This window comes from Sphingomonas bacterium (assembly GCF_028289855.1).
Lineage (GTDB): Bacteria > Pseudomonadota > Alphaproteobacteria > Sphingomonadales > Sphingomonadaceae > Sphingomonas.
In genome coordinates this window covers 13,789-34,394 of the sequence record NZ_JAQGKZ010000053.1, presented here as the reverse complement: position 1 = coordinate 34,394, position 20,606 = coordinate 13,789, and the positions used below count along the sequence as shown (strand labels likewise).

Below are 20,606 nucleotides of genomic sequence, written 5' to 3'. Positions count from 1 at the left end.
TGGACATCGCGCAAACCGTCCAGACCGCGGCGCGGATGTCGGGCGACCTCGGCATCCGGACGCTCGACTTGCAGGCCGACATTACCGAAATCGCCGGCCGCGTAAGCGATCAGGCCGCGACGATCGAGGCGATCGGCGGCGAAGCCGTGCGGCTGGCCGATAACGGTGAAAGCATCGCCACCGCCGCGCATGAGGCGCGCCAGAATGCCGGCGCGGCGCGCAGCGTCATCGACGATTCGAGCCGCCAATTGTCGGATGCGACGATCAACGTGGTCGATCTGATCGAGCAGGTCAGCCATATCCATGCCGCGCTCGGCGGGTTCAACGACGCGCTGGAGACCGTTGCCCATGTCACGTCGGTGATCAGCGGGATCGCCAGCCAGACCAATCTGCTCGCGCTCAACGCGACGATCGAGGCGGCACGCGCGGGGGATGCCGGGCGCGGGTTTGCCGTCGTCGCGAGCGAAGTGAAGAAACTCGCCAACGAAACCGCGACCGCGACGCAGAAGATCGAGCAATCGATCCGCGCGCTGACCGGCGAGGCGTCGGGGATGCTCGACCGGGTCGCGCACGGCGTCGAGAAAGCGCAGTCGGCGCATGCCGGCACGCGCGATATCGAGGCATTGGTCGGGCGGCTGTCGACGCTGATGCGCGGGCTGTCGGACAATAGCGAAGCGGTCGCCGACAGCATCGGCTACATGGTCGAATCGGTCGGCAACATCCGCTCGGGGCTGGGCAGCCTCGCGCACAATTCGACGGGCAATGCCGACGGGCTGCAACGCCTGTCGACCCGGCTGACCAGCGTCAGCGACGACACCAACGCGATGCTCCAGCATTTTGCCGAAAGCGGGATCGAGATCGTCGATTCGCGCTATATCCGTTTCGGCCTCGATACCGCGAAAGCGGTGGCCGACGCGCTCGAGGCCGCGCTCGCCGCGGGCGAGATCGGCGTCGCCGAGCTGTTCAGCGAAGATTACGCGCAAATTCCCGGCACCAACCCGCCGCTTTACACTCACCCGGTCCAGCGCTTCATCGTCCCCGCCGCGCGCCCGCATCAGGAGGCCGCGCGGGGTTATAAGGGCTTTTTCGGGATGACCTTCACCGATCGCAACGGCTTCGGCGCGGTGGCGATGCCCGAACGCGCGCACCCGCAACGCCCCGGCGACGATGCGTGGAACGCCGAACATTCGCGCCAGGGGCTGATCTTCGATTTTCCAGAGACCCAGATCCAGTGCAAGATCACCGATCCGTTCTGCCTCAAGGCCTATCGCCGCGCGACATCGTCGGGTGACGTGTTGCTGCTCAAGCAAGTCATCGCGTCGATCAAGGTGCAGGGGCGGCATTGGGGCATCCTGCAATTTGCGTACGAGGATCAGGGCTGAGCGCTTGAACCCGCGTCCCCGCTGTGGGACGGGCGCGCATGGGCAGGCTTTTCAGATGGATCGGCGCGGGCCTGCTGTGGCTCGTGATCCTGCTGTGCCTGACGCTGACGATCGTCCCGCATTTCCTCGACGCGCGATATTATCGCGGCCCCGTCAGCGATCATTTCGACGGCGAGCGCTTCTTCAATCCCGATGGCGACGACGGCCTGCCGGTGGCCAATACCGGTACGATGCTGCGCTACATAGCGGGCAGCGACGACCGGCCGAAATGGCCGAGCCGCGTCGCGGTGGCGCCGACCAGGCCGCCCGCGCGGGTCGATGGCGAGCGGATGCTGGTGACGTGGATCGGGCATTCGAGCGTGCTCGTCCAGACGGCGGGAATTAACATCCTGACCGATCCCGTGTGGAGCAAGAGCGCTGGCCCGTGGGGGTTCGGTCCGACCCGGGTGGCCGAGCCTGGCATCCGGTTCGACGATCTCCCCCGGATCGACCTCGTGCTCGTCAGCCACGACCATTACGATCACATGGATCTGGCGACGCTCAAGCGCCTGTCGGATCGCGACAAGCCGATGATCGTTACATCGCTCGGCAATGACAGCGTGATCAGCCAGGCGGGCGTGCCCGCGACTGCGCGAGACTGGGGCGGCAGGGTTGAAGTCCGAGCGGGGATCGAAGTGATCGTCAATCGCGGCCATCATTGGGACAGCCGCTGGTTCGCCGACCGCAACCGCGCATTGTGGTCGAGCTTTGTCGTGACGTTGCCGGGCGGCAACCTGTTCTTCGCGGGCGATACCGGCGCCGGCGATTTCGGCTGGGCTGACAAGGCGGTGAGCTATGGCCCGATCCGGCTCGCGTTGATCCCGATCGGTGCGTTCCGTTTTGCGCCGGGGCAGATGGCGGCGGGGAGCCATATCGGGCCGCTCGATGCGGTCGAGGTGTTCCGCCGGCTCGGCGCGAGCCATGCGATCGGGGTGCATTGGGGGACGTTCCGGCTGTCCTATGAAGGCTGGGACACGCCGCCCCGGCTGCTCGCCGCCGCGGAAAAATGTACGGGGCAGAGCGGTTTCGATGCGCTGCCGATCGGACGGACGGTAGCGATACCGCCCTACGCCGCGCCGCGCCCGCGTCCTGCGATGCCGCGCGCCGAGCTATTGCATTGCCTCGAAACATCCGGCGCCGCCGCGCTGCCTTGAGGCGGCGGGGGGCGTGGTGCTATGACGTCACCACTAGGGGGAGGGGGCATGGCCGCACAACCGGCGCCTGCGCGCTATGAGACGAGCATCGACCGTGTCGGGCTGGCGATCGGCGCGGGCGGGACGATGGGCGGCGCGATCGGCGTGCTGCTGATGGCGTTCGCCGGTACGCACAATGTCGGCGCGCTGCTCGGCGGGCTGCTGATCGGATCGCTGATGACCGCATTGTCGATCACCGCGCTGGCGGCGATCCCGTGGGCGTTGCTCCACGCGGCCGGACGCCGCGGCCCGGTTGCCGCCGCAACCCTGGGCGGCGTAGTCGGGTTCGTGCTGTTCCTCGGCGGGCAGACCTATGGCTACGGCATGTTCGTCGCGCCGGTGATGGACGCGCAGACATTGCTCTACCGCTGGGCGAGCGGAATCCTGACCAGCCTGGTCATGGCGGCGATGGCGGCGGGGATCGCGGTCGCGATGTGGCGCGTGGCGTACCGCAAGGTGGGGTAGCTCCCCGGCGGTCGCCGGGGAACGATCCCTACATCGTCGCGGGCGGCGACTTCATGTCCTTGGCGGTGCACTCGCCGTTGCGGGTCGAGTGGTTCGCTATTTCCATCAGCCCTTCCTTCGCGCCCGTCGCGTCGAACACTTCGACGGTGGTATCCATGTCCTGAACGCTCGCGCCCAGCGTGCCCGTTGCGGTCACCTTGGTCGTCTTGCCGTTGGCGAGCTTGCACGTGCCGGCAACGTCGATGGTGCCGCCCGCGATCGATTTCCGGTCGAACGTACAGCGGCCATTGGGGCCGCCGAGCTTCTCGACGTCCTGGGTCGGGTCTTCCTTGGCCGACATTTCGGGCGTGACGCAGATCGACATCGCGCTCATCATCGCGAACATCGGCGTCATTGCCGCCTTGGCTTTGTCGGCGTCCTTGCCCTCGACCCGTTTGAGTTCGAACTTCGACGACCAGCTGCCGGGCTCGCGCTTGGGCGGCGGGCCGCTCTTGGCGCAGCCGGCGAGCATTATCGCCGCCATGCCGGCGGCCATCATTGTCTTGCGCATCATCTCCCCCTGTTTCAGCCGCATTCGCCGACGCGGCGTGCTTCCGTGTGGATCTTTTCCCGCATCGACATCCGCCCGGTCATCGTCGCGTCGGCGTCGGAGGTCATGGCGGTCGGCGAATAGGTGCCGGTGGTATTGCTCGTCATCGTGCCCATCGGGAGCTTGCACGTCATCTGCGCGGAAATCCTGCCGCCACTGTAGCTGGCGGTGGTGGTGGTGCAGTTGACGCCCGCCTTCTTGAGCATTTCGCCGGGGCCCTTTGCCGCCATTTCGGGCGTCAGGCAGGTCTCGACAGTATCGCCGGCGCTCGGCGCGGCGCGGCTGACCCCGTTTATCTCCATGCTCGTGACCGAAATCCTGGTTTCCCATTTGCCCGGTTGAAGCCCCAGCGACGCGGCGGTCGGGCCGGCGGTACCGGTGGTGACGGTCGACGCGGTCGTCGTCGTGGTGGGCGTGGTGGCGGTCGTCGCCGTCGTGGCCGTGGTCTCCGTCGTGTTACTCGTGGCGGTCGTGGTCGTGCTCGACGGCTGGCCGCACGCGGCGAGCGCAAGGGCGAGGGCGGTCGTAAGGGGGATGCGCATATTGCTCTCCGGTTTCTGGACTCGCGCGACCGTTCCCGATTTGTTGCGGGTTGGCGATAGAGTCACCATATTGCGTCGATATGGCAATCCAGATTCGCACCAACCTGGCCGAACCCGAGACCGGGCAGTCGTTCATTCCGCACCGGCCCGAGCGCCCGGCGAAAATCGAGGGCGGGAAGGCGTTCAACCTGGTCAGCGATTACGAGCCGTCGGGCGACCAGCCTGGCGCGATCAAGGAATTGACCGAAGCGGCGCTGGCGGGCGAGCGCGACCAGGTGCTGCTCGGCGTGACGGGGTCGGGCAAGACCTTCACCATGGCCAAGGTGATCGAGACGCTCCAGCGTCCCGCGCTGATCCTGGCGCCCAACAAGATCCTCGCCGCGCAGCTCTACGGCGAGTTCAAGTCGTTCTTCCCCGACAACGCGGTCGAGTATTTCGTCAGCTACTACGATAACTATCAGCCCGAGGCGTACGTTCCCCGGTCGGATACGTACATCGAGAAGGAAAGCTCGGTGAACGAGGCGATCGACCGGATGCGGCATTCCGCCACCCGGTCGCTGCTCGAACGCGACGACGTGATCATCGTCGCTTCCGTATCGTGCCTTTACGGCATTGGGTCGGTCGAGACCTATTCGGCGATGATCTTCGATTTGAAGAAGGGCGAGACGGTCGATCAGCGCGAGATCGTGCGCAAGCTCGTCGCGCTGCAATACAAGCGCAACGACGCGGCGTTCCAGCGCGGCAATTTCCGCGTGAAGGGCGACACGCTCGAAATCTTTCCGTCGCATTACGAGGACACCGCGTGGCGTGTGTCGTTCTTCGGCGACGATATCGAGGAGATCGTCGAGTTCGACCCGCTGACGGGGAAGAAGGTCGCCAGCCTCAACTACGTCCGCGTGTTCGCCAACTCGCACTATGTGACGCCGGGGCCGACGCTCAAGCAAGCGATGGAAGCGATCAAGCACGAACTCGCCGAGCGGCTTAAGGAATTACAGATTGAGGGCAAATTGCTCGAGGCGCAGCGGCTCGAACAGCGCACGAACTTCGACCTGGAAATGATTGCAGCAACTGGATCTTGTGCGGGGATCGAGAATTACAGCCGCTTCCTGACCGGCCGCATGCCGGGCGAACCGCCGCCGACCTTGTTCGAATATCTCCCTGAAAACGCGTTGCTGTTCGTCGATGAGAGCCACCAGACGATCGGCCAGATCAACGGCATGTCGCGCGGCGACCATCGCCGCAAGATCACGCTCGCCGAATACGGGTTCCGCTTGCCATCGGCGATCGACAACCGTCCACTCAGGTTCAACGAATGGGACGCGATGCGACCGCAAACCACCTATGTCTCGGCGACCCCGGGCGGGTGGGAGATGGAGCAGACCGGCGGCGTGTTCGCCGAACAGGTGATCCGCCCGACCGGGCTGATCGATCCGCCGGTCGAGATCAAGCCGGTCGAGGATCAGGTGCAGGATTGCATCAACGAATGCCGCAAGACCGCCGCGCTCGGTTACCGCACGCTCGTCACGACGTTGACCAAGCGAATGGCGGAGGATTTGACCGAGTTCATGCACGAGGCCGGACTCAAGGTCCGCTACATGCATTCGGACGTCGAAACGCTGGAGAGAATCGAGCTGATCCGTGATCTTAGGCTCGGGGTCTACGACGTTCTGGTAGGGATCAACCTGCTGCGCGAAGGGCTCGACATCCCCGAATGCGGGCTGGTGACGATCCTCGACGCCGACAAGGAAGGGTTTCTGCGGTCGGAAACCTCGCTGATCCAGACGATCGGCCGCGCCGCGCGCAACGTCGACGGGCGCGTGATCCTTTACGCCGACCGCATGACCGGCAGCATGGAGCGCGCGATCAACGAGACCAACCGCCGACGTGAAAAACAGCACGAATACAATAAAGCGCACGGCATCACGCCGACCACGATCAAGCGCAACATCGGCGACATCATCCAGGACGTGGCGAGCCGCGACCAGGTGACGGTCGAGATCGACGAGCATCGCCCGCACATGGTCGGCCACAATCTGCGCGCATATATCGAGGAGCTCGAAAAGAAGATGCGCAAGGCCGCGTCGGACCTCGAGTTCGAGGAAGCCGGGCGGCTGCGCGACGAAATCCGCAGTCTCGAAGCGGAGGAGTTGGGCTTGCCCGTGGACGAGCACCGTGCGCCGATCATGGGCCGCTCGAACGAGGGCAAGCCGGGCACCCGCAAGACGCGCTACGGGAAGAGTCAGAAAATGCGCGCCGGGATGCCCGGCAGCGGGCGAAGGGCGCGTTGAGCTACCCTATCTCCAGATCTTGCTTGTCCGCGCTGTAATAACTCGCGACGCGGTCCGCATAATCCTGGTCGAATTCCGGCGCGGTGCTGGTCCAGCTCGGGCCGCCTTCGAGCACCTTGGGCTCGACCGACGCGACATATTGGTCGGCGGCAAAGTCATAGGCGAGCAACGCGACCGGCACCGCGTAATAGGCTTTGCCGATGCCGAGGAACCCGCCGAGACTGAGCACGGCGTACATCGCGCGGCCCGAGCGTTTGTGGATCATGAACGCATGCACCGCGCCGATCGCCTTGCCGTCGCGGCTTTTGACCTTCATGCCCTCGGCCAGATTGGCGGCTAGCAGCGGCTGGGTAGGGGTGTCGGCCAAATCGAACGCCTTTCGTGATCGGGATCGAAACGCCTGTCGCACATCGCCGATCCGCGCGCATCCGCCGCTTTCGGGTTGAGGCGCGCGCGTCCTGCCGTCATGGTCGGGCAATGCGTTATGTGATCCCGCTTGTGCTCAGTCTTGCCATCCTCGCCGGCTGTGCCGCGCCGCCCGCGCGGGAGGTGCGTCCGCCCGTCGTTGTTGCGCCACCGCCGCGCCCGACTCCCGCTCCACCGCCGCTCGCCAGCGACTGGAACGACTGGCCGTTCACGCCGGGCGATTGGCGCTACGTGCAGCGGCCCGAAATGTCGCAGGTCCAGTTCGATACCGATGCCGATGTGCTCAGCTTCAGTTGCGAGCGGGCGGCGCGTCGGGTCGTCCTGACAGGCATTCTGCCGGGGCCCGTTACGATCCGAACGACGACGATGACGCGAACCATCGCGCCCGCCGGCAATTTCAAGAGCGACTTGCCCGTCATGAGCATCACGTTCGCCGCGAACGATCCATTGCTCGACGCGATCGCGTTCAGCCGCGGGCGGTTCGTGGTTGAGCAGGCGGGACGCCGACCGGTGGTGCTGCCACCGCAGGCGGAGATCGGCCGCGTGATCGAGGATTGCCGAGGATAGGTCGCGCGCCTCGCGCGTTTTGTCGCACGAGGAGAATCCCCGTGATCCGCAAGCTAAAATCGGGCGAATACCGGCTCTATTCGCGCAAGGTCGATCCCGACACCGGCAAGCGCCGTAACCTCGGCACGTTCGACACCCGCGCGGGCGCGGAGAAGCACGAACGCGAAGTCCAGTATTTCAAGCATCATTGAGGCGCGCTAGGCTGGGTACCCCTTCCTCGCGAAAGACGCTGCATGATCCGCTCCACTATCGCCGCCGCCGGATTGTTGACGGTCGGTGCGAATGCCGCGGCGCCGGATCTGGTGCGCGTTCCGACCGACATAACGTTCGCGAGCGGGCATTGCGCGTCGTTGGTGATGAGCGGCAAGACGATGCCCTGCGGCGATGCGATCCTCAGCCTGCATTACAATGACGGCCAGCGGTCGATAGCGATAAAGTCCGGTGACGGGCTGGTCAGTTTCTTCGGTATGCCGGATGCCGAGGGGATCGCGCTCAGCAAGGTGACCGGGGTCCGGCCGGGCGACACCGCCGCCCAAGTGACTGCCGCCGCACAGAACATCACCGGGCGTTGCACGCCGGCGCTGATCGTCGCCCGTACACAGATCATATGCCAGGCGACCGGCGCCGACGGCGGCCGCTACATGCTCAGCTTCACGACGGACGACAAAGCACCGGAGACCAAGCCGTTCGGTAAATGAGGGGAGCGGCCGGGCAACCGGCCAAGGCGAAAGAGAATCGTCGATTTCACCGCGCATTACAAGACTTGAAATACTTATCCACGTGATTCACATTGCGTTCGTGCCCAGTGCTGGGTGCGCCGTTTCAACAAGCGAAAGGAGGTGATCCGATGTCTCATGGTTCAGCAAGGGGGTCGGTTCAGTTCGTTCGGGGGACGCGCCGCTAGCTCCGCCGGTTCCTGACGGGAGGTATGTCCCTCCAATCAACGCAGGAACCACAGGAATAGCGGTCCGCATGGTCCTCCGGGCTGGAGCTTCCGGCCGCTGACCATGTCAGGAGGTTGCCGGGGTGCCGAGAGGCCCCCGGCAGCCTCTTTTCATTTGTGCGTAGCTGGAGGATGACCGGCACGACGAAATTAGGGGAAATCGCCATGCGCCGTCTCGCCGCCTTGTTGTTGCTCGCCGCCCCGCTTCCGGCGCTGGCAGAGACAATCGTCACCGGGCCACGCATCCCCATGGTCGAAGAGCAATCGATCGACGACCTGCGCCTGAAAATGGCCGGCGGCATTTCGAGCGAGGAAATCACGCGTGCTTATATCGCCCGGATCGAGGCGATGGACCGCAAGGGGCCGACGCTCCGCGCGGTTATAGCGCTCAACCCCGACGCGATCGCCGAGGCGCAGGCGAGCGACGCGCGGCGCAAGGCGAAGAAGCTGCTCGGCCCGCTCGACGGCGTGCCGATCCTGATCAAGGACAATATCGAGACGAAGGATCCGATCGCGACCACCGCGGGCAGTTTGGCGTTGAAGGACAACAGGACCGGCCGCGATGCGCCGGTCGTCGCGCTACTTCGCGCACAGGGTGCGGTGATCCTCGGCAAGACCAATTTGAGCGAATGGGCCAATATCCGATCGACCAAGTCGATGAGCGGCTGGAGCGCGGTTGGCGGGCTCGTGCGCAACCCCTATGCGCTCGACCGCACCGCCTGCGGGTCGTCGAGCGGCACCGGCGCGGGCATCGCGGCGAGCTTCGCCGCGGCCGGGCTGGGGACCGAGACCGACGGGTCGGTGGTGTGCCCGTCGTCGATGAATGGGCTGGTTGGGCTCAAGCCGACGGTGGGGCTCGTCAGCCGCAGCTTCGTGGTGCCGATCAGCCATAGCCAGGACACGCCCGGCCCGATGGCGCGCAGCGTGCGCGACGCCGCGATCCTCTTTTCGGCGATGATCGGCAGCGACGCCGCCGATCCGGCGACGGCGGATGCCGGCAAATATCGCAAAGACTATGCCGCCGGGCTGTCGGCGGGCGGGTTGAAGGGTGTGCGGATTGCGGTCTACCGGCCCGACGTCCCGGCGCTCGAAAAAGTCAAGTTCGAGGAAGCGCTGGCGGTGCTCAAGGCCCAAGGCGCGGTGCTGGTCGATGTCACGCGGCCCAAGACCGATGGGATGGGCGACGCCGAATTCGACGTGCTCAAGTTCGAGTTGAAGAGCGATCTGGACAAATATCTCGCGGCGGCGGCACCGGCGGTTAAGGCGCGGAGCCTCAACCAGGTCGTTGCGTTCGACACCGCCAACGCTGGATCCGAAATGCCCTATTTCGCGCAGGAAATCTTCGACATGGCGGCAAAGTCGAAGGGCGTCGACGAGCCGACCTACAAGGCGCAGCGCGAGAAATCGCTGGCCGCCGCCAAGGGCGCGATCGACACGATGCTCAAGGATGCCGGGGCGACGATCCTGGTTCAGCCGACCTACGGCCCGGCGTGGCTCAGCGATCCGGTCTATGGCGACCAGTATAACGGACCGAGCTCGTCGGAACTGCCGGCGATTTCGGGCTATCCCAATCTGACCGTGCCGATGGGGTTGGTGCGTGGGTTGCCGGTGGGACTGTCGTTCATCGGCCCGGCGTACAGCGAGCAGGCGTTGTTAAACGCGGGCTATGCGTACGAGCAAGCGTCGAAGGCGCGCGCGGTGCCGCGTTACTTGCCGAGCGTCGATGGCGGGCCGGAGGTCGAAGCTGCGCGCTAAGGGCGATAGTGCTTGGAGAACCGATACTGCCACAGCATCAGCAGCGGAACGACGCCGAGTTCCATTGCGAAGCCGAAGATATGCCCCTTGCTCGGCGGTCCCACCGCGAGCAGCGACACGACGCGCGCCAGCCCGCCGCACACCACCATCGCGCCGAGCAGGCGGAAGCGTGGACCCTTGTCCTCGATCGCCGGGACGCAGCTGACGAAGCCCAGCCCGAGCGCGAAGAAGATTCCCGAAATGTAGCGGAAATGGCTGTCGAGATCGGTCGGGATGACCGGCGCATGGCCGAGAAAGCCGGGGCCGTGCAGGATGCTCTGCCCGCCGACCGACAGCGGCACCAGGCATGCGACCGCGACGACGATCTGGAGCAGGCGTTTCTCGATCATCTGTGCTCGAGCAATTCGGCGCGGATGTGGACCGCGCGGAGCGACATCCGCACCTCGACCATGAACGCGACCAGCGACGCGATCAGGAACGCCATCGCCAGGATGAACGCCAGCGCGACACCGGTGCCGAACTTCAAGTTCGCCAGTTCGGCGACGAACAGCAACGCGACGACCAGGCACGTCATCACCGCGCTCGACACCGCGAGAAACAACGCGGCGTTGATCACCGAGATGCGCCGGTCGAGCAACCTAAGCTCCCAAACATGCCGGTCATGCTCCGGCCCGGTCGAGCGCGGGTGCAGCGCCTCGAGCTGACGCGCACGATCGACCACGCGCGACAGCCGCCCGGCGAGCACGTTGAGCAGCCCCGAAATGCCAGCGAGCATGAATACGGGGGACAGCGACAGCTGGATCGTCTGGGCGATCGTCGAGACGGTGTTGGCCTGCATCGCGGGACATGATGCAGGCACGGCGTGGCGATGGGAAGCGAATCTAGCCTAGCCGTCATGTCGGGCCTGTCCCAGCATCCGCCGTGCAACAATAAATGACATCCGACTTGGAGAGGCGGACCCCGGCACAAGGCCGGGGTGACGACCGTGTTTGTATAAGCCGATCTCGAACGGCTTGGTAACGCCTGCGCGCTAGATCGTCGTCCCATGACCAAGCCGATGCTGCTCGCCGATTTCACGCGCTTGCCGCCCGTCATGCGCGCGACCGCGTTCGACGGATTGTCGGCGCTGATCGACCGGGTGGCGGAGGCCGCGCCCGAGAGCCATCGGTTCCTGCGCTATCAATGGTTCGCCGCCGCGACCGCCGCCTATGGCTTGCGCGCGCGGACGCTGATCGTCGAACATGACGGCGACCCGGTCATCGCGTTGCCGCTCGCAAGCTTCGGGCTGAGGCCGGCGCGGCTGGCGATGGTGCCGGGGAGTTACTGGCCATTCCGCGGTTTCCCTGCCGCCGAAAATACAGGCGCGGGCGCCTTCGACGTGCTGGTCGATCGTCTGGGGCAAGAGGTCAACGGCTTGCGGATCGGGCCGAGCTATGACGGCGACCTCGCGACGACCGCGTTGATCGCCGCCGCCCGGCGACGCGGCTGGACGGTGCTCGATCGGTTCATCGCCGACAGCTACGCACTCGACATGGTCGCGGCGCAAGGCGCGGAGGGCGGCTGGCCGCGCGGATCAACGCTCAAGAAGAACCGCTTTCACGAAAAGCATCTGGCCGGGCACGGCGAGCTTGCCTGGACCTTCCTGTCGGGCACCGATCTGCTCGCGGGCGGGTTCGATCAGCTTGCCGCGATCGAGCAAAAGAGTTGGGTCGCCGCGCGCACCGACGGCAGCGATGCCAAATTCACGAAGGAAGGGCACGGCGCGTTCTGGCGCCAGGCCGCGACCGACCCGGTGATCGCCGATATGCTGTCGGCGGCGTTGCTGACGGTCGAGGGCGAGCCCGCGACCTTCTCGTTCGACATGAACCTCGGCGGCCTCAAATACGCCATCGCCAACAGCTACGACCCCGCCGTCGCCAAGCATTCACCGGGCAAATTGCTCTATTACCGCAACCTCGTCCGCGCGCTCGACGACGGCATGACGACGGTCGATTGGGGCGCGGGCGACAGCGGGTACAAAAGCACAATCGGGGCGACGAAAGGCTCGGCGATCCGCGACTGGCTCTTGTTGCGGCCCGGCGCGCCGGCGTTGCTGGGAAAAGCGCTCAGGGGTCTGTGGCGGCGCTCGGGGCGGTTGCCCATTTGACCGCGATGCCGTCGGCGGCGGCGCCGTCGATCATCGACTTGACGATCCGGGCGAGCATTTCGGGCGGCATATCTTCCTCTGCGCCGACCCGGAAGGTGACGGTGCTGGCGCTCGCCTCGACGATGCTTAGCGACAGCGGCTCGGCGGCATCGTCCGCCCCGATCGCATCGATCAGCCGCATCACCTCGGCGGGCGGATAAGGCGGCAGCCCGTCGCCACGCCGCGCCGCCTGCGCGCGCGCAATCTGTGCGGCGGTCACGAGAATGACCGGGCCGAGCGGACCATCGAGCCGCGCGGCCAGATCGGCCGCGGCGGCCAGCGGACCGGGCAAAGCGGCCCCTGCCACCAACTCCCCCACACCATCGTCGTCGACCAGCGCAACGCGCACCAGCAGTTCGAGCGCCGGAATGGCGGTTTCGCGCAAATGGCGCACCGCGACATAGTCGCGCGCGCCGGCGATTATTTCATATTCATAATGCGCGTCGTCGAACACCGGCCGCACCGTCACCGGCTCGGCCTGACCGTCGCGGACGATCGCATTGATGCGGTCGCGGCATTCCTCGGGCGTCGGACCGACAAGGCCACTCCACAACCGAACGCGCGTCGGATCGACGTGGAACGACCCGTCGGTCCCGGGCAGCGGCAGGTCGACCGGCGCGCTGTCCTCGTCGCGGCGCGACGAGGAGCGGAGCAGGCTGGCGAAGCTTGGCTTGCTGCGGCGCGCGGTCATGCCCCCATGTTATGCCGCAATCACACGCGGCGGTAGCGAAAATACCACACTTCGTGGCCGTGGCGCCGCGCCTTGCGCTCGTAGCGCGTTTCGGACCAGTCGGCGGGGCGGGTCAGGAAGTCTTGCGCGGTCTGTGCGGTCCATTGGAAATCGCGGCGGCGGTTCATCACCATCATCGCCCAACGGCAATAGGTCGGGTCGTCGGTGCCGAGCCGGAACTCGCCGCCCGGCTTGAGCTTCGCAGCGATCAGGTCCAGCGGGCCGTCATTGACCATCCGGCGTTTCGCGTGCCGCGCCTTGGGCCACGGGTCGGGGTGGAGCAGGTAGACGCGCTCCAGGCTGGCGTCGGGCAGCCGCTCGACCACGTCGAGCGCATCGCCCATGTGCAGGCGGACATTGTCGAGACGTTCGTTGCGGACATGATTGAGCGCGCCGACCACGCCGTTGAGGAACGGCTCGCAGCCGATAAAGCCGTGGGTCGGTCGGGCGGCGGCCTGACCTGCTAGATGCTCTCCCGCCCCGAAGCCGATCTCGAGCTCGAGCGGGCGGTCATCGCCAAACAGCGTTTGCGCGTCGAGCGGGCCGCTCTCCGGGATCGCGATCCGGGGCAGCAATTCCTCGACCAGCGCCGACTGGCCCTGACGCAACTTGTGTCCCTGACGGCGGCCATAAAGGCGTCGGATGGTGGTCGGGTCGTTCATCCAGGAGCGCCTAGGGCTAGTCGACACGAAAGCCAATCGCACGTCCCCGCGGACGCCCCACTCTATTTCTTCGGCATCTCCATTGCCCTGATCCGCGTAGCGCCCCCGACCCTTTCGATCGACCAGAGGCGATTGTTTTGCGTCGTCGCGACGAACAACGGCAATCGCGCCGCGCGCATCGTGAAGACGTGGATTTCGGTCGGTACCGGATCGAGCAGATGTGTGATGAACATCGCCGCCGGCGACCCCTTGGGCGGTGCGCCGGTGTTGATGCAGCTTTTGGTGAAGGGACGAGTCGATCCGATCGAGCTGTCGGCCTTGACCTCCACCAGATAATGGCCGCCCATCGGCCAGATTCCGTTCTGCGTCTGGGGCGTCAGGAAATAGACCAAGGTCGGACCGTCGGGCGTCTCCGGTGGCAAGACGACGCTGTTAAACGCGGCATTGGCGCACACGTCGAGTTGGGCCCTTGCTACCTCGGTGCGCGCCGCGCGGAGCGCGACGACGAGCTTCATACGCGCCGGGGAGATCGAGCGGTCGTCGCCGGCGCCGAGCAGCTTGCTCTCGATCAGCCGCGTCCCGTTATCGGCGAAACGCGCAGTATAGACCGCTTGCGCTCGATCCGACTTGTCGATGAACACCAACACCGGCTCGGCCGCGGTGCCGTCGACGATCCAGCCGCCGAGTGTCGGGGCGAGCTTGTCCCATACCCCCGCCGCCTTGGCCTTTTCCTGCAGGTCGTCCGTGCCGTGCCACGCTGCCTGATCGTACGCGTAGAGCATGTCGCCACGCGCGATCGAGCGATCGACCAGTGTCTGATCGACCGCTGACAAGACGATCGGCGTGGTGTCGTCCTTCGCCCGAACGGCAAGCGGCGCCGACATCGCTGCCAGCGCCGCCAAAATCGCGAATGATCTGAACTTCATGCGATACCTCCCGGTGTTGCCGGAGCGTATCGCGCAAATTTCGATCAGGCCAGCGCCGCCTTCAAATCGTCGACCAGGTCGGTGCGTTCCCACGGGAAGAAATCGCCTTCCGGCTTGCGCCCGAAATGCCCGTACGCGGCGGTCTTCTGATAGATCGGCTTGTTGAGCTTGAGGTGTGTCCGGATGCCGCGCGGCGTCAGGCCGCCCAGCTTGGGGATGCTCATGATCGCTTGTTCGATCCTGTCGTCGCCGACGGTGCCGGTGCCGTGCGTATCGACATAGAGCGACAGCGGCTTCGACACGCCGATCGCATAGGCCAGCTGGATCGTGACGCGCTGGGCGAGCCCCGCAGCGACGATGTTCTTCGCCAGATAGCGGGTGATGTAGGCGGCTGAACGATCGACCTTGGTCGGATCCTTGCCGCTGAACGCGCCGCCGCCGTGAGGGGCGGCGCCGCCATAGGTGTCGACGATGATCTTGCGGCCGGTGAGCCCGGCGTCGCCGTCGGGGCCGCCGATCTCGAAGCTGCCGGTCGGGTTGATGTGATAGACGGTTTCGTCGCTGAGCAGCCCCGACGGGATGACGTCGGCGACGACCTGTTTCACATAAGCGTGGAGCTCGGCTTCCTTGTCGCCTTCGTCATAGCCCTTGCCGTGCTGGGTCGAGACGACGATCGCGGTCGCGGCGACGGCCTTGCTGCCTTCGTAACGGAGCGTCACCTGACTCTTGGCATCGGGCTCCAGGAACGGGGCCTTGCCCGAATGGCGGTCGGCCGCCATCTGCTCGAGGATCTTGTGGCTGTAATACAGCGTCGCGGGCATCAGGTCGGGGGTATCGTCGGCGGCATAGCCGAACATGATGCCCTGATCGCCGGCGCCTTCGTCCTTGTTGCCCGACGCGTCCACACCTTGCGCGATGTGTGCCGATTGCGGGTGCAAATTGTTCTCGAAGCGGAGCGTCTCCCAGTGGAAGCCGTCTTGCTCGTATCCGATCCGCTTGACGGTATCGCGCGCGGCCTTTTCGACCTCTTCCTTGACGCCCGGGGCCCAATTGCCGGCCTCGTCCATGATGCCCTTGCCGCGGATTTCCCCGGCGAGCACGACCAATTGCGTGGTGGTCAGCGTCTCGCACGCGATGCGCGCTTCGGGGTCCTTGGCCAGAAACAGGTCGACGATCGCGTCGCTGATCTGGTCGGAGACTTTGTCGGGATGGCCTTCGGAAACCGATTCGGACGTGAAGAGATAATCGGAACGCATGGAATTTCCTCTTTGTGGGGCGGGAAAGCGGGCCGTTGCCATGCCCATATAAAGCTTTCCTTATATGCGGGTGCGTCCCTAGCGGGCGCGCCGCCGGATGGCAATCGCTGTCAGCAGCAATAACGCCGAAACGAGCGCGACCATCCAATTGCCGATGCGCGCGAAGGGGGTGGGCTCGAACTTGGGCGGCAGGATGTCTTCGATCGCGCCACTATGCCCCAGCGGAATCGACTGGCGGATCTGGCCGTTGGGCCAGATGATCGCCGAAATGCCCGTCGGCGTGGAGCGGACGATCGCAATCCCTTCCTCGATTGCGCGCAATTGTGCCTGGGCGAGGTGCGCGGGCGGGCCAAGCGGGCCGAACCAGGCGTCGTTGGATGGGTTAAAGATCAAATCGGGGCGGCTCGCCGGATCGACAGTCGCACCCGAAAAGACCACTTCATAACATATCAGCATGCCGACTTTGCCGAACCCGGGAACGTTTATCGTGCGCGCGCCGGGGCCGGGGATGAAATCGACATCGCCCGGGACCAGCCGCGACAGGCCGATTGCCTCGAGCAACGGCCGCATCGGTAGATATTCACCAAAGGGGACCAAGTGCGCTTTGTCGTAGCGGCCGTGCAGCCTGGCGTCGGGACCGGCGAGGACGATCGAATTGGTCGCGGCGACCACGTCCTCAGCGGCGTTGAACTTCATCGTCTGTGCGCCGGTCAGAATCGCGTCGTTATCGCCGAGCAACGCGCCCATGCGGAGGCGCGCCATCGTCGCGGTGCCGAGCGAGGCATAGACATAGCCGGGATAGCCGTCCTCGAGCGGGAAGCGGATCGCACCCTCGGGCCAGAACAGCAGCCGCGGCGGCGTACCGGGGTCGGTACGCCGCGACAGTTTGGCGAGCGCGCGGAAATTGTTCTCGGCGTAGTTGTCGGTCGGGCGCTCTTCCTCGGGCAGGTTGGGCTGGACGACGACGATTTTCCGGGACGCTTGATCGGGGCTCGGGATGATCCAGTACGGAAAGATGCCGGCAACGGCGAAAGGCAGTGCGATGGCCAAGGCCGACCGCCAGCGCCCCTGCACCATCAACAAGAGGGCACCGGCGAGTACGACGGTTAACCCGGAAAGGGCATAGGTACCAACCAACGCCGCCAATTGGGCGACGCTCAATTCGCTTACCCAGATCACCGACAGCGGGTCCCATGGATAACCGGTGAACATCGTGCCGCGCAAATATTCGGTGACGATCCATGCAGCGCCGGCGGCCAGCACGAACGCGGTATCGGGGCGGGCAGCGAGATCGCCACGTGCCGTGGAACCGAAGCGCCACGCGAGACCCGCGGCCAGCATCGGATAAATCGCGAGGTAGACCGAGGCCAGCAGCACCGCGACATAGCCGAGCCAGTGCGGCATCGCGTCCTGATACTCGAACGGCTGCTTGAGCCAGGCATTGGCGACGCAGAAATGGCCAACCCCAAACAGCCAGCCGATGCCGAGCGCACGGCGCAGGGTGGGGGCTTCGTGGACGAGGAACAGCAGGACCGCAAAGGCGATGAGCGTGAGCGGCCACAAGCTCCACGGGGCGAAGCCGAGCGCGGCGATCGCGCCAAGGGCGAAGGAGAAGAGGAAACGAACGGCTCTCAAGACTATCCCGGCCCAACATTCGTCATGCCGGGCTCGTCCCGGCATCCGCCGTGCCGCGGGTGCTGCACCTTTTGCCTATGCGGAACGGCGGACCCCGGCACAAGGCCGGGGTGACGGAGGTAGGAAAGGACGTTAGCTGAGCGCAATGCTCCGACCATTCCACCTTGCCTTTCCAGTTCACGACCTCGCCGCCGCCCGTGCATTCTACGGTGGCGCGCTCGGATGTCCCGAAGGCCGCAGCGCCGCGACATGGATCGATTTCGATCTGTTCGGGCATCAGATCGTCGCGCACCTCGACCCCGCCGCCCGGCCGGTCGCGGTGTCCAACCCGGTCGACGGCCACAACGTCCCGGTGCCGCATTTCGGCGTGGTGCTGAACCTGACCGACTGGCGCGCGCTGGCCGACCGAGTCGCCGCCGCCGGCGTCACCTTCGGGATCGCGCCGCACATTCGCTTCGTCGGCCAGCCCGGCGAGCAAGCGACGATGTTCTTCCGCGACCCGTCGGGGAACGCGCTCGAGTTCAAGGCGTTCGCCGACGATGCGATGTTGTTTGCCACGTGACTGAGCCGGTTACCGTCGAGGTGCCGCACAAGCTGGGTCTGGCCGAAGCGCGGCGGCGGGTAGAGGGCGGGGTCGGCAAGCTCGCCGGATGGATCCCGGGCGGCGCGATGATCGACCACCATTGGGACGGCGACATGCTTCACTTCACCGTCGCGGCAATGGGCCAGCGCATCGCGAGCCGGCTTGACGTCCGCGCGGACCGCGTGATCGCGACGGTCGATCTGCCGCCGTTCCTCGCCTTGTTCGCCGAAAAGTTGAAGGCAAAGCTCGCCAAAGAAGCGCCCCGGCTCCTCGACTAGCCCGGCGTGACCTCGATCACGCCGACCCGCAGCAACGCCTCGCTGCTGCGCGCGAATTCGGTCAGCAGCTTTTCCAACAGCGGCTCGAACCCGCGATCCTGGATCGCCCCGGGGACGATCGTCACGCCGCCGCGCGGATCCTCGATCAGCAGGCCTTGTGCAATCAAATGCCCGACATGCCGGCGGACGGTTTCGCGCGGCAGGTCGGTGGCGGCGGCAATCGCGCTGCGCGACATCGGCACCACCCATTCGCGCGGCAGCACCGCGGTCGCGGTATAATCGGCGGGCACGCTGCGTTCGCGCATCAGCTTCTGGATGTTGCCGACACACACGGTGACATAGATCAACAGCACCGACGGGCTCATGCCCTCATGTTCGGACAGGATGCGATGGCTCGAGAGAAACATGTTGAGCAGGGGGAACATCGCGCTGCGCCAGTGCGCCTGCATGCGGTCGGGAACGGTTGAAACACGATCTCCAGCGGCCATACACTTACTCCCGCCCCCGAAACTGCCCCATTTTGGGCAGGTTCGTGCATTTCGTCAACGCATCGACGGTACGGCTGGTGTAAGGTCGTGGAATCGAACGGAAAGAAGCGCGGGTCAAACGCGCGGAGCTTCGGTGTCGTACTCAGTGCGGGTCGCGCGGTCGGGGGGCCGTTGCGGCCCGCCGTTTATTTGGGGTTTGTTCGATCGGCTCACGCCGATGGCGGCACCAGCCCGCTCCCCCACCGACCGCCCATAGAATATCCTGATTGGGCGGTCGGGTGGGGGAGTGGACCGGTGCCGCCCCGGATTCGGCAAGGCTGAATCCGCACTAGCGCGCGCTCACCCGCCAGATAGTGTTGCCGACATCGTCCGCGACCAGCAGCCCGCCGCCGGCATCGAACATCACCCCGACCGGCCGCCCGCGCGCATTGCCGTCCTTGTCGAGGAAGCCGGTCAGCACGTCGACCGGCTTGACGTTGGGCAGCGGGAAGCCCTTGTCGCCGAACGGCACATAGATGACCTTGTAGCCCGACACCGGCACGCGGTTCCACGATCCGTGCTGGCCGACGAACGCGCCGTTCATGAACTGCGCGCCCAGCCGCGAATCGGCCGCGAAGCACAGGCCGAGCGAGGCGGTGTGCGGCCCCAAAGCATAGTCAGGCCGCTTCACATATTGTTGCAGGCTCGGGTTCTCCGGCTTCACGCGGTGGTCGGGATAGCCGCCCCAATAGAACCACGGCCAACCGAAATTGTCCCCCGCCTCGACCGCGCTCATGTAGTCGGGTGGGCCGTCCGACCCCAGCATGTCGCGTTCGTTGACCGTCACCCACAAGCTGTTCGAATGCGGCTCGATCGCCATGCCGTTGGGGTTGCGCGTGCCGGCGGCATAGACCCGCGCGCCCTTAGTGTCGGGATAGACTTGCAGAATGGTGGCGCGATGCTCTTCCTTGTCGAGCCCGTTTTCGGCGATGTTGCTCGACGATCCGATGCTCAGATACAGGCTCTTGCCGTCCTCAGCGACGATGACGTTGCGCGCCCAGTGATTGCCGCCGCCGGGATATTTGATGACGGTCTCGGGCTTGGCGGTGATCTTCGTCTGCCCCGGCGCGAAGGGGAACCGGACGAGCCGATCGGTGTCGGCGACGTACAGATAGCCGCCCATCAGCGCCATGCCGAACGGCGAGTTGAGCCCGGTCAGCAGGACGGATCGGCTCTCCGCCACGCCGTCGCCGTTCGAATCGCGCAGCAACGTGATCCGGTTGGCCGACGGCACGCCCGCGCCGCCCTTGTTCATCAAATATCCCATCACCGCGCCGGTGATCCCGCCGCCCTCGCGCGGCGGCGAGTTGGTCTCGGCGACCAGCACATCGCCATTGGGCAGGCGGTACATCCAGCGCGGATGGTCGAGCCCGGTGGCAAAGGCGTTGACCTTCAGCCCGGCGGCCGCGGTCGGCGTCTCGCCCGCTTTCCAGCCGACCGCGTCGGCGACGCTGATCGTCGGCACGATCTGGCTGCGCGGCGGGTCGATCTTCGGCGTGCGCCCGGTGACCGCGGCGATGCTCAGCCGCGCCTCGTCGGGCTGGGCGAAATACAGATACAGCCCGCCCAGCAATGCCAGGACGAGCGCGAGACCGATCAGGATTTTCTGGCGCATGGCGGCAAGATAGAGGGAGC

Annotated in this window: 23 protein-coding genes; 11 read left to right on the top strand and 12 right to left on the bottom strand. The window is 65.6% G+C overall.

What is annotated here, in order from left to right; all coding sequences use genetic code 11:
• Positions 1-35 precede the first annotated feature (35 nt).
• Genes JWM94_RS04955 through JWM94_RS04945 form a run of 3 tightly spaced genes read left to right on the top strand, consistent with a single transcriptional unit; the run spans position 36 to position 3,079 of the window.
• On the top strand, positions 36-1,382 hold the full coding sequence (locus tag JWM94_RS04955) for a methyl-accepting chemotaxis protein (RefSeq protein WP_299422656.1): 1,347 nt from the start codon (positions 36-38) through the stop codon (positions 1,380-1,382).
• Positions 1,383-1,420: 38 nt separating this feature from the next.
• Complete coding sequence (locus JWM94_RS04950) at positions 1,421-2,575, top strand: MBL fold metallo-hydrolase (RefSeq protein ID WP_299422622.1); 1,155 nt, start codon at positions 1,421-1,423, stop codon at positions 2,573-2,575.
• A gap of 48 nt (positions 2,576-2,623) precedes the next feature.
• Positions 2,624-3,079 (top strand): hypothetical protein, encoded by a 456-nt coding sequence (locus tag JWM94_RS04945; RefSeq protein ID WP_299422618.1) that lies wholly within the window; start codon positions 2,624-2,626, stop codon positions 3,077-3,079.
• 28 nt (positions 3,080-3,107) lie between these two features.
• Here the strand turns inward: JWM94_RS04945 and JWM94_RS04940 are convergent, their stop codons facing one another.
• Both JWM94_RS04940 and JWM94_RS04935 read right to left on the bottom strand, forming a co-directional pair.
• On the bottom strand, positions 3,108-3,632 hold the full coding sequence (locus JWM94_RS04940) for a DUF3617 family protein (RefSeq protein WP_299422615.1): 525 nt from the start codon (positions 3,630-3,632) through the stop codon (positions 3,108-3,110).
• Positions 3,633-3,643: 11 nt separating this feature from the next.
• The gene (locus JWM94_RS04935) at positions 3,644-4,210 is read right to left on the bottom strand and encodes a DUF3617 domain-containing protein (RefSeq protein WP_299422612.1); all 567 of its coding nucleotides are present in this window, start codon (positions 4,208-4,210) and stop codon (positions 3,644-3,646) included.
• An 80-nt stretch (positions 4,211-4,290) separates the two neighbouring features.
• Here JWM94_RS04935 and uvrB point away from each other — a divergent pair, with 80 nt between their 5' ends.
• Positions 4,291-6,498 (top strand): excinuclease ABC subunit UvrB, encoded by a 2,208-nt coding sequence (gene uvrB / locus JWM94_RS04930; protein WP_299422609.1) that lies wholly within the window; start codon positions 4,291-4,293, stop codon positions 6,496-6,498.
• A gap of 1 nt (position 6,499) precedes the next feature.
• Here uvrB and JWM94_RS04925 read toward each other — a convergent pair whose 3' ends face one another.
• Positions 6,500-6,865, bottom strand: a complete 366-nt coding sequence (locus tag JWM94_RS04925; RefSeq protein WP_299422605.1) for a PRC-barrel domain-containing protein — start codon at positions 6,863-6,865, stop codon at positions 6,500-6,502.
• 110 nt (positions 6,866-6,975) lie between these two features.
• On the opposite strand from JWM94_RS04925, the gene JWM94_RS04920 reads away from it, so the two are divergent.
• The 4 genes from JWM94_RS04920 to JWM94_RS04905 all read left to right on the top strand — a co-directional run bounded on the left by JWM94_RS04920 (position 6,976) and on the right by JWM94_RS04905 (position 10,189).
• Positions 6,976-7,491: a hypothetical protein gene (locus JWM94_RS04920; protein ID WP_299422602.1), complete on the top strand. Its 516-nt coding sequence runs from the start codon at positions 6,976-6,978 to the stop codon at positions 7,489-7,491.
• A gap of 41 nt (positions 7,492-7,532) precedes the next feature.
• Positions 7,533-7,682 (top strand): hypothetical protein, encoded by a 150-nt coding sequence (locus JWM94_RS04915; protein ID WP_299422599.1) that lies wholly within the window; start codon positions 7,533-7,535, stop codon positions 7,680-7,682.
• Positions 7,683-7,724: 42 nt separating this feature from the next.
• Positions 7,725-8,189 carry a hypothetical protein gene (locus JWM94_RS04910; RefSeq protein WP_299422596.1) on the top strand — a complete coding sequence of 155 codons (465 nt, stop codon included), beginning with the start codon at positions 7,725-7,727 and terminating at the stop codon, positions 8,187-8,189.
• 410 nt (positions 8,190-8,599) lie between these two features.
• A complete protein-coding gene (locus JWM94_RS04905; protein ID WP_299422593.1) occupies positions 8,600-10,189 on the top strand; it encodes an amidase in 1,590 nt (529 codons plus the stop codon).
• On the opposite strand, the gene JWM94_RS04900 is transcribed toward JWM94_RS04905, so the two are convergent.
• Both JWM94_RS04900 and JWM94_RS04895 read right to left on the bottom strand, forming a co-directional pair.
• A complete protein-coding gene (locus JWM94_RS04900) occupies positions 10,186-10,578 on the bottom strand; it encodes a DUF4345 domain-containing protein (protein ID WP_299422589.1) in 393 nt (130 codons plus the stop codon). The two genes, JWM94_RS04905 and JWM94_RS04900, sit on opposite strands and share 4 nt — an antisense overlap.
• A complete protein-coding gene (locus JWM94_RS04895; protein WP_299422585.1) occupies positions 10,575-11,027 on the bottom strand; it encodes a DUF2721 domain-containing protein in 453 nt (150 codons plus the stop codon). The genes JWM94_RS04900 and JWM94_RS04895 overlap by 4 nt, the downstream gene beginning before the upstream one ends.
• 207 nt (positions 11,028-11,234) lie before the next feature.
• Between JWM94_RS04895 and JWM94_RS04890 the strand changes: the two genes are divergently transcribed.
• On the top strand, positions 11,235-12,335 hold the full coding sequence (locus JWM94_RS04890; RefSeq protein ID WP_299422582.1) for a GNAT family N-acetyltransferase: 1,101 nt from the start codon (positions 11,235-11,237) through the stop codon (positions 12,333-12,335).
• Here JWM94_RS04890 and JWM94_RS04885 read toward each other — a convergent pair.
• The 5 genes from JWM94_RS04885 to lnt all read right to left on the bottom strand — a co-directional run bounded on the left by JWM94_RS04885 (position 12,295) and on the right by lnt (position 17,583).
• Entirely contained in the window at positions 12,295-13,065 is a 771-nt protein-coding gene (locus JWM94_RS04885) for a ParB N-terminal domain-containing protein (RefSeq protein WP_299422578.1), read from the bottom strand. The two genes, JWM94_RS04890 and JWM94_RS04885, sit on opposite strands and share 41 nt — an antisense overlap.
• 20 nt (positions 13,066-13,085) lie before the next feature.
• The gene (gene trmB, locus JWM94_RS04880) at positions 13,086-13,766 is read right to left on the bottom strand and encodes a tRNA (guanosine(46)-N7)-methyltransferase TrmB (protein ID WP_299422575.1); all 681 of its coding nucleotides are present in this window, start codon (positions 13,764-13,766) and stop codon (positions 13,086-13,088) included.
• A 62-nt stretch (positions 13,767-13,828) separates the two neighbouring features.
• On the bottom strand, positions 13,829-14,692 hold the full coding sequence (locus tag JWM94_RS04875; RefSeq protein ID WP_299422571.1) for a hypothetical protein: 864 nt from the start codon (positions 14,690-14,692) through the stop codon (positions 13,829-13,831).
• A 44-nt stretch (positions 14,693-14,736) separates the two neighbouring features.
• Positions 14,737-15,948: a methionine adenosyltransferase gene (metK, locus tag JWM94_RS04870; protein WP_299422568.1), complete on the bottom strand. Its 1,212-nt coding sequence runs from the start codon at positions 15,946-15,948 to the stop codon at positions 14,737-14,739.
• A 78-nt stretch (positions 15,949-16,026) separates the two neighbouring features.
• The gene (lnt, locus tag JWM94_RS04865) at positions 16,027-17,583 is read right to left on the bottom strand and encodes an apolipoprotein N-acyltransferase (protein ID WP_299422564.1); all 1,557 of its coding nucleotides are present in this window, start codon (positions 17,581-17,583) and stop codon (positions 16,027-16,029) included.
• A gap of 145 nt (positions 17,584-17,728) precedes the next feature.
• Between lnt and JWM94_RS04860 the strand changes: the two genes are divergently transcribed.
• Both JWM94_RS04860 and JWM94_RS04855 read left to right on the top strand, forming a co-directional pair.
• Positions 17,729-18,145, top strand: a complete 417-nt coding sequence (locus JWM94_RS04860) for a VOC family protein (RefSeq protein WP_299422559.1) — start codon at positions 17,729-17,731, stop codon at positions 18,143-18,145.
• Entirely contained in the window at positions 18,142-18,444 is a 303-nt protein-coding gene (locus JWM94_RS04855; protein WP_299422557.1) for a polyhydroxyalkanoic acid system family protein, read from the top strand. The genes JWM94_RS04860 and JWM94_RS04855 overlap by 4 nt, the downstream gene beginning before the upstream one ends.
• Here JWM94_RS04855 and JWM94_RS04850 read toward each other — a convergent pair.
• Both JWM94_RS04850 and JWM94_RS04845 read right to left on the bottom strand, forming a co-directional pair.
• Positions 18,441-18,932 carry a hypothetical protein gene (locus tag JWM94_RS04850; RefSeq protein ID WP_299422554.1) on the bottom strand — a complete coding sequence of 164 codons (492 nt, stop codon included), beginning with the start codon at positions 18,930-18,932 and terminating at the stop codon, positions 18,441-18,443. The two genes, JWM94_RS04855 and JWM94_RS04850, sit on opposite strands and share 4 nt — an antisense overlap.
• A gap of 328 nt (positions 18,933-19,260) precedes the next feature.
• On the bottom strand, positions 19,261-20,586 hold the full coding sequence (locus tag JWM94_RS04845) for a sorbosone dehydrogenase family protein (protein ID WP_299422551.1): 1,326 nt from the start codon (positions 20,584-20,586) through the stop codon (positions 19,261-19,263).
• Positions 20,587-20,606: the final 20 nt, after the last annotated feature.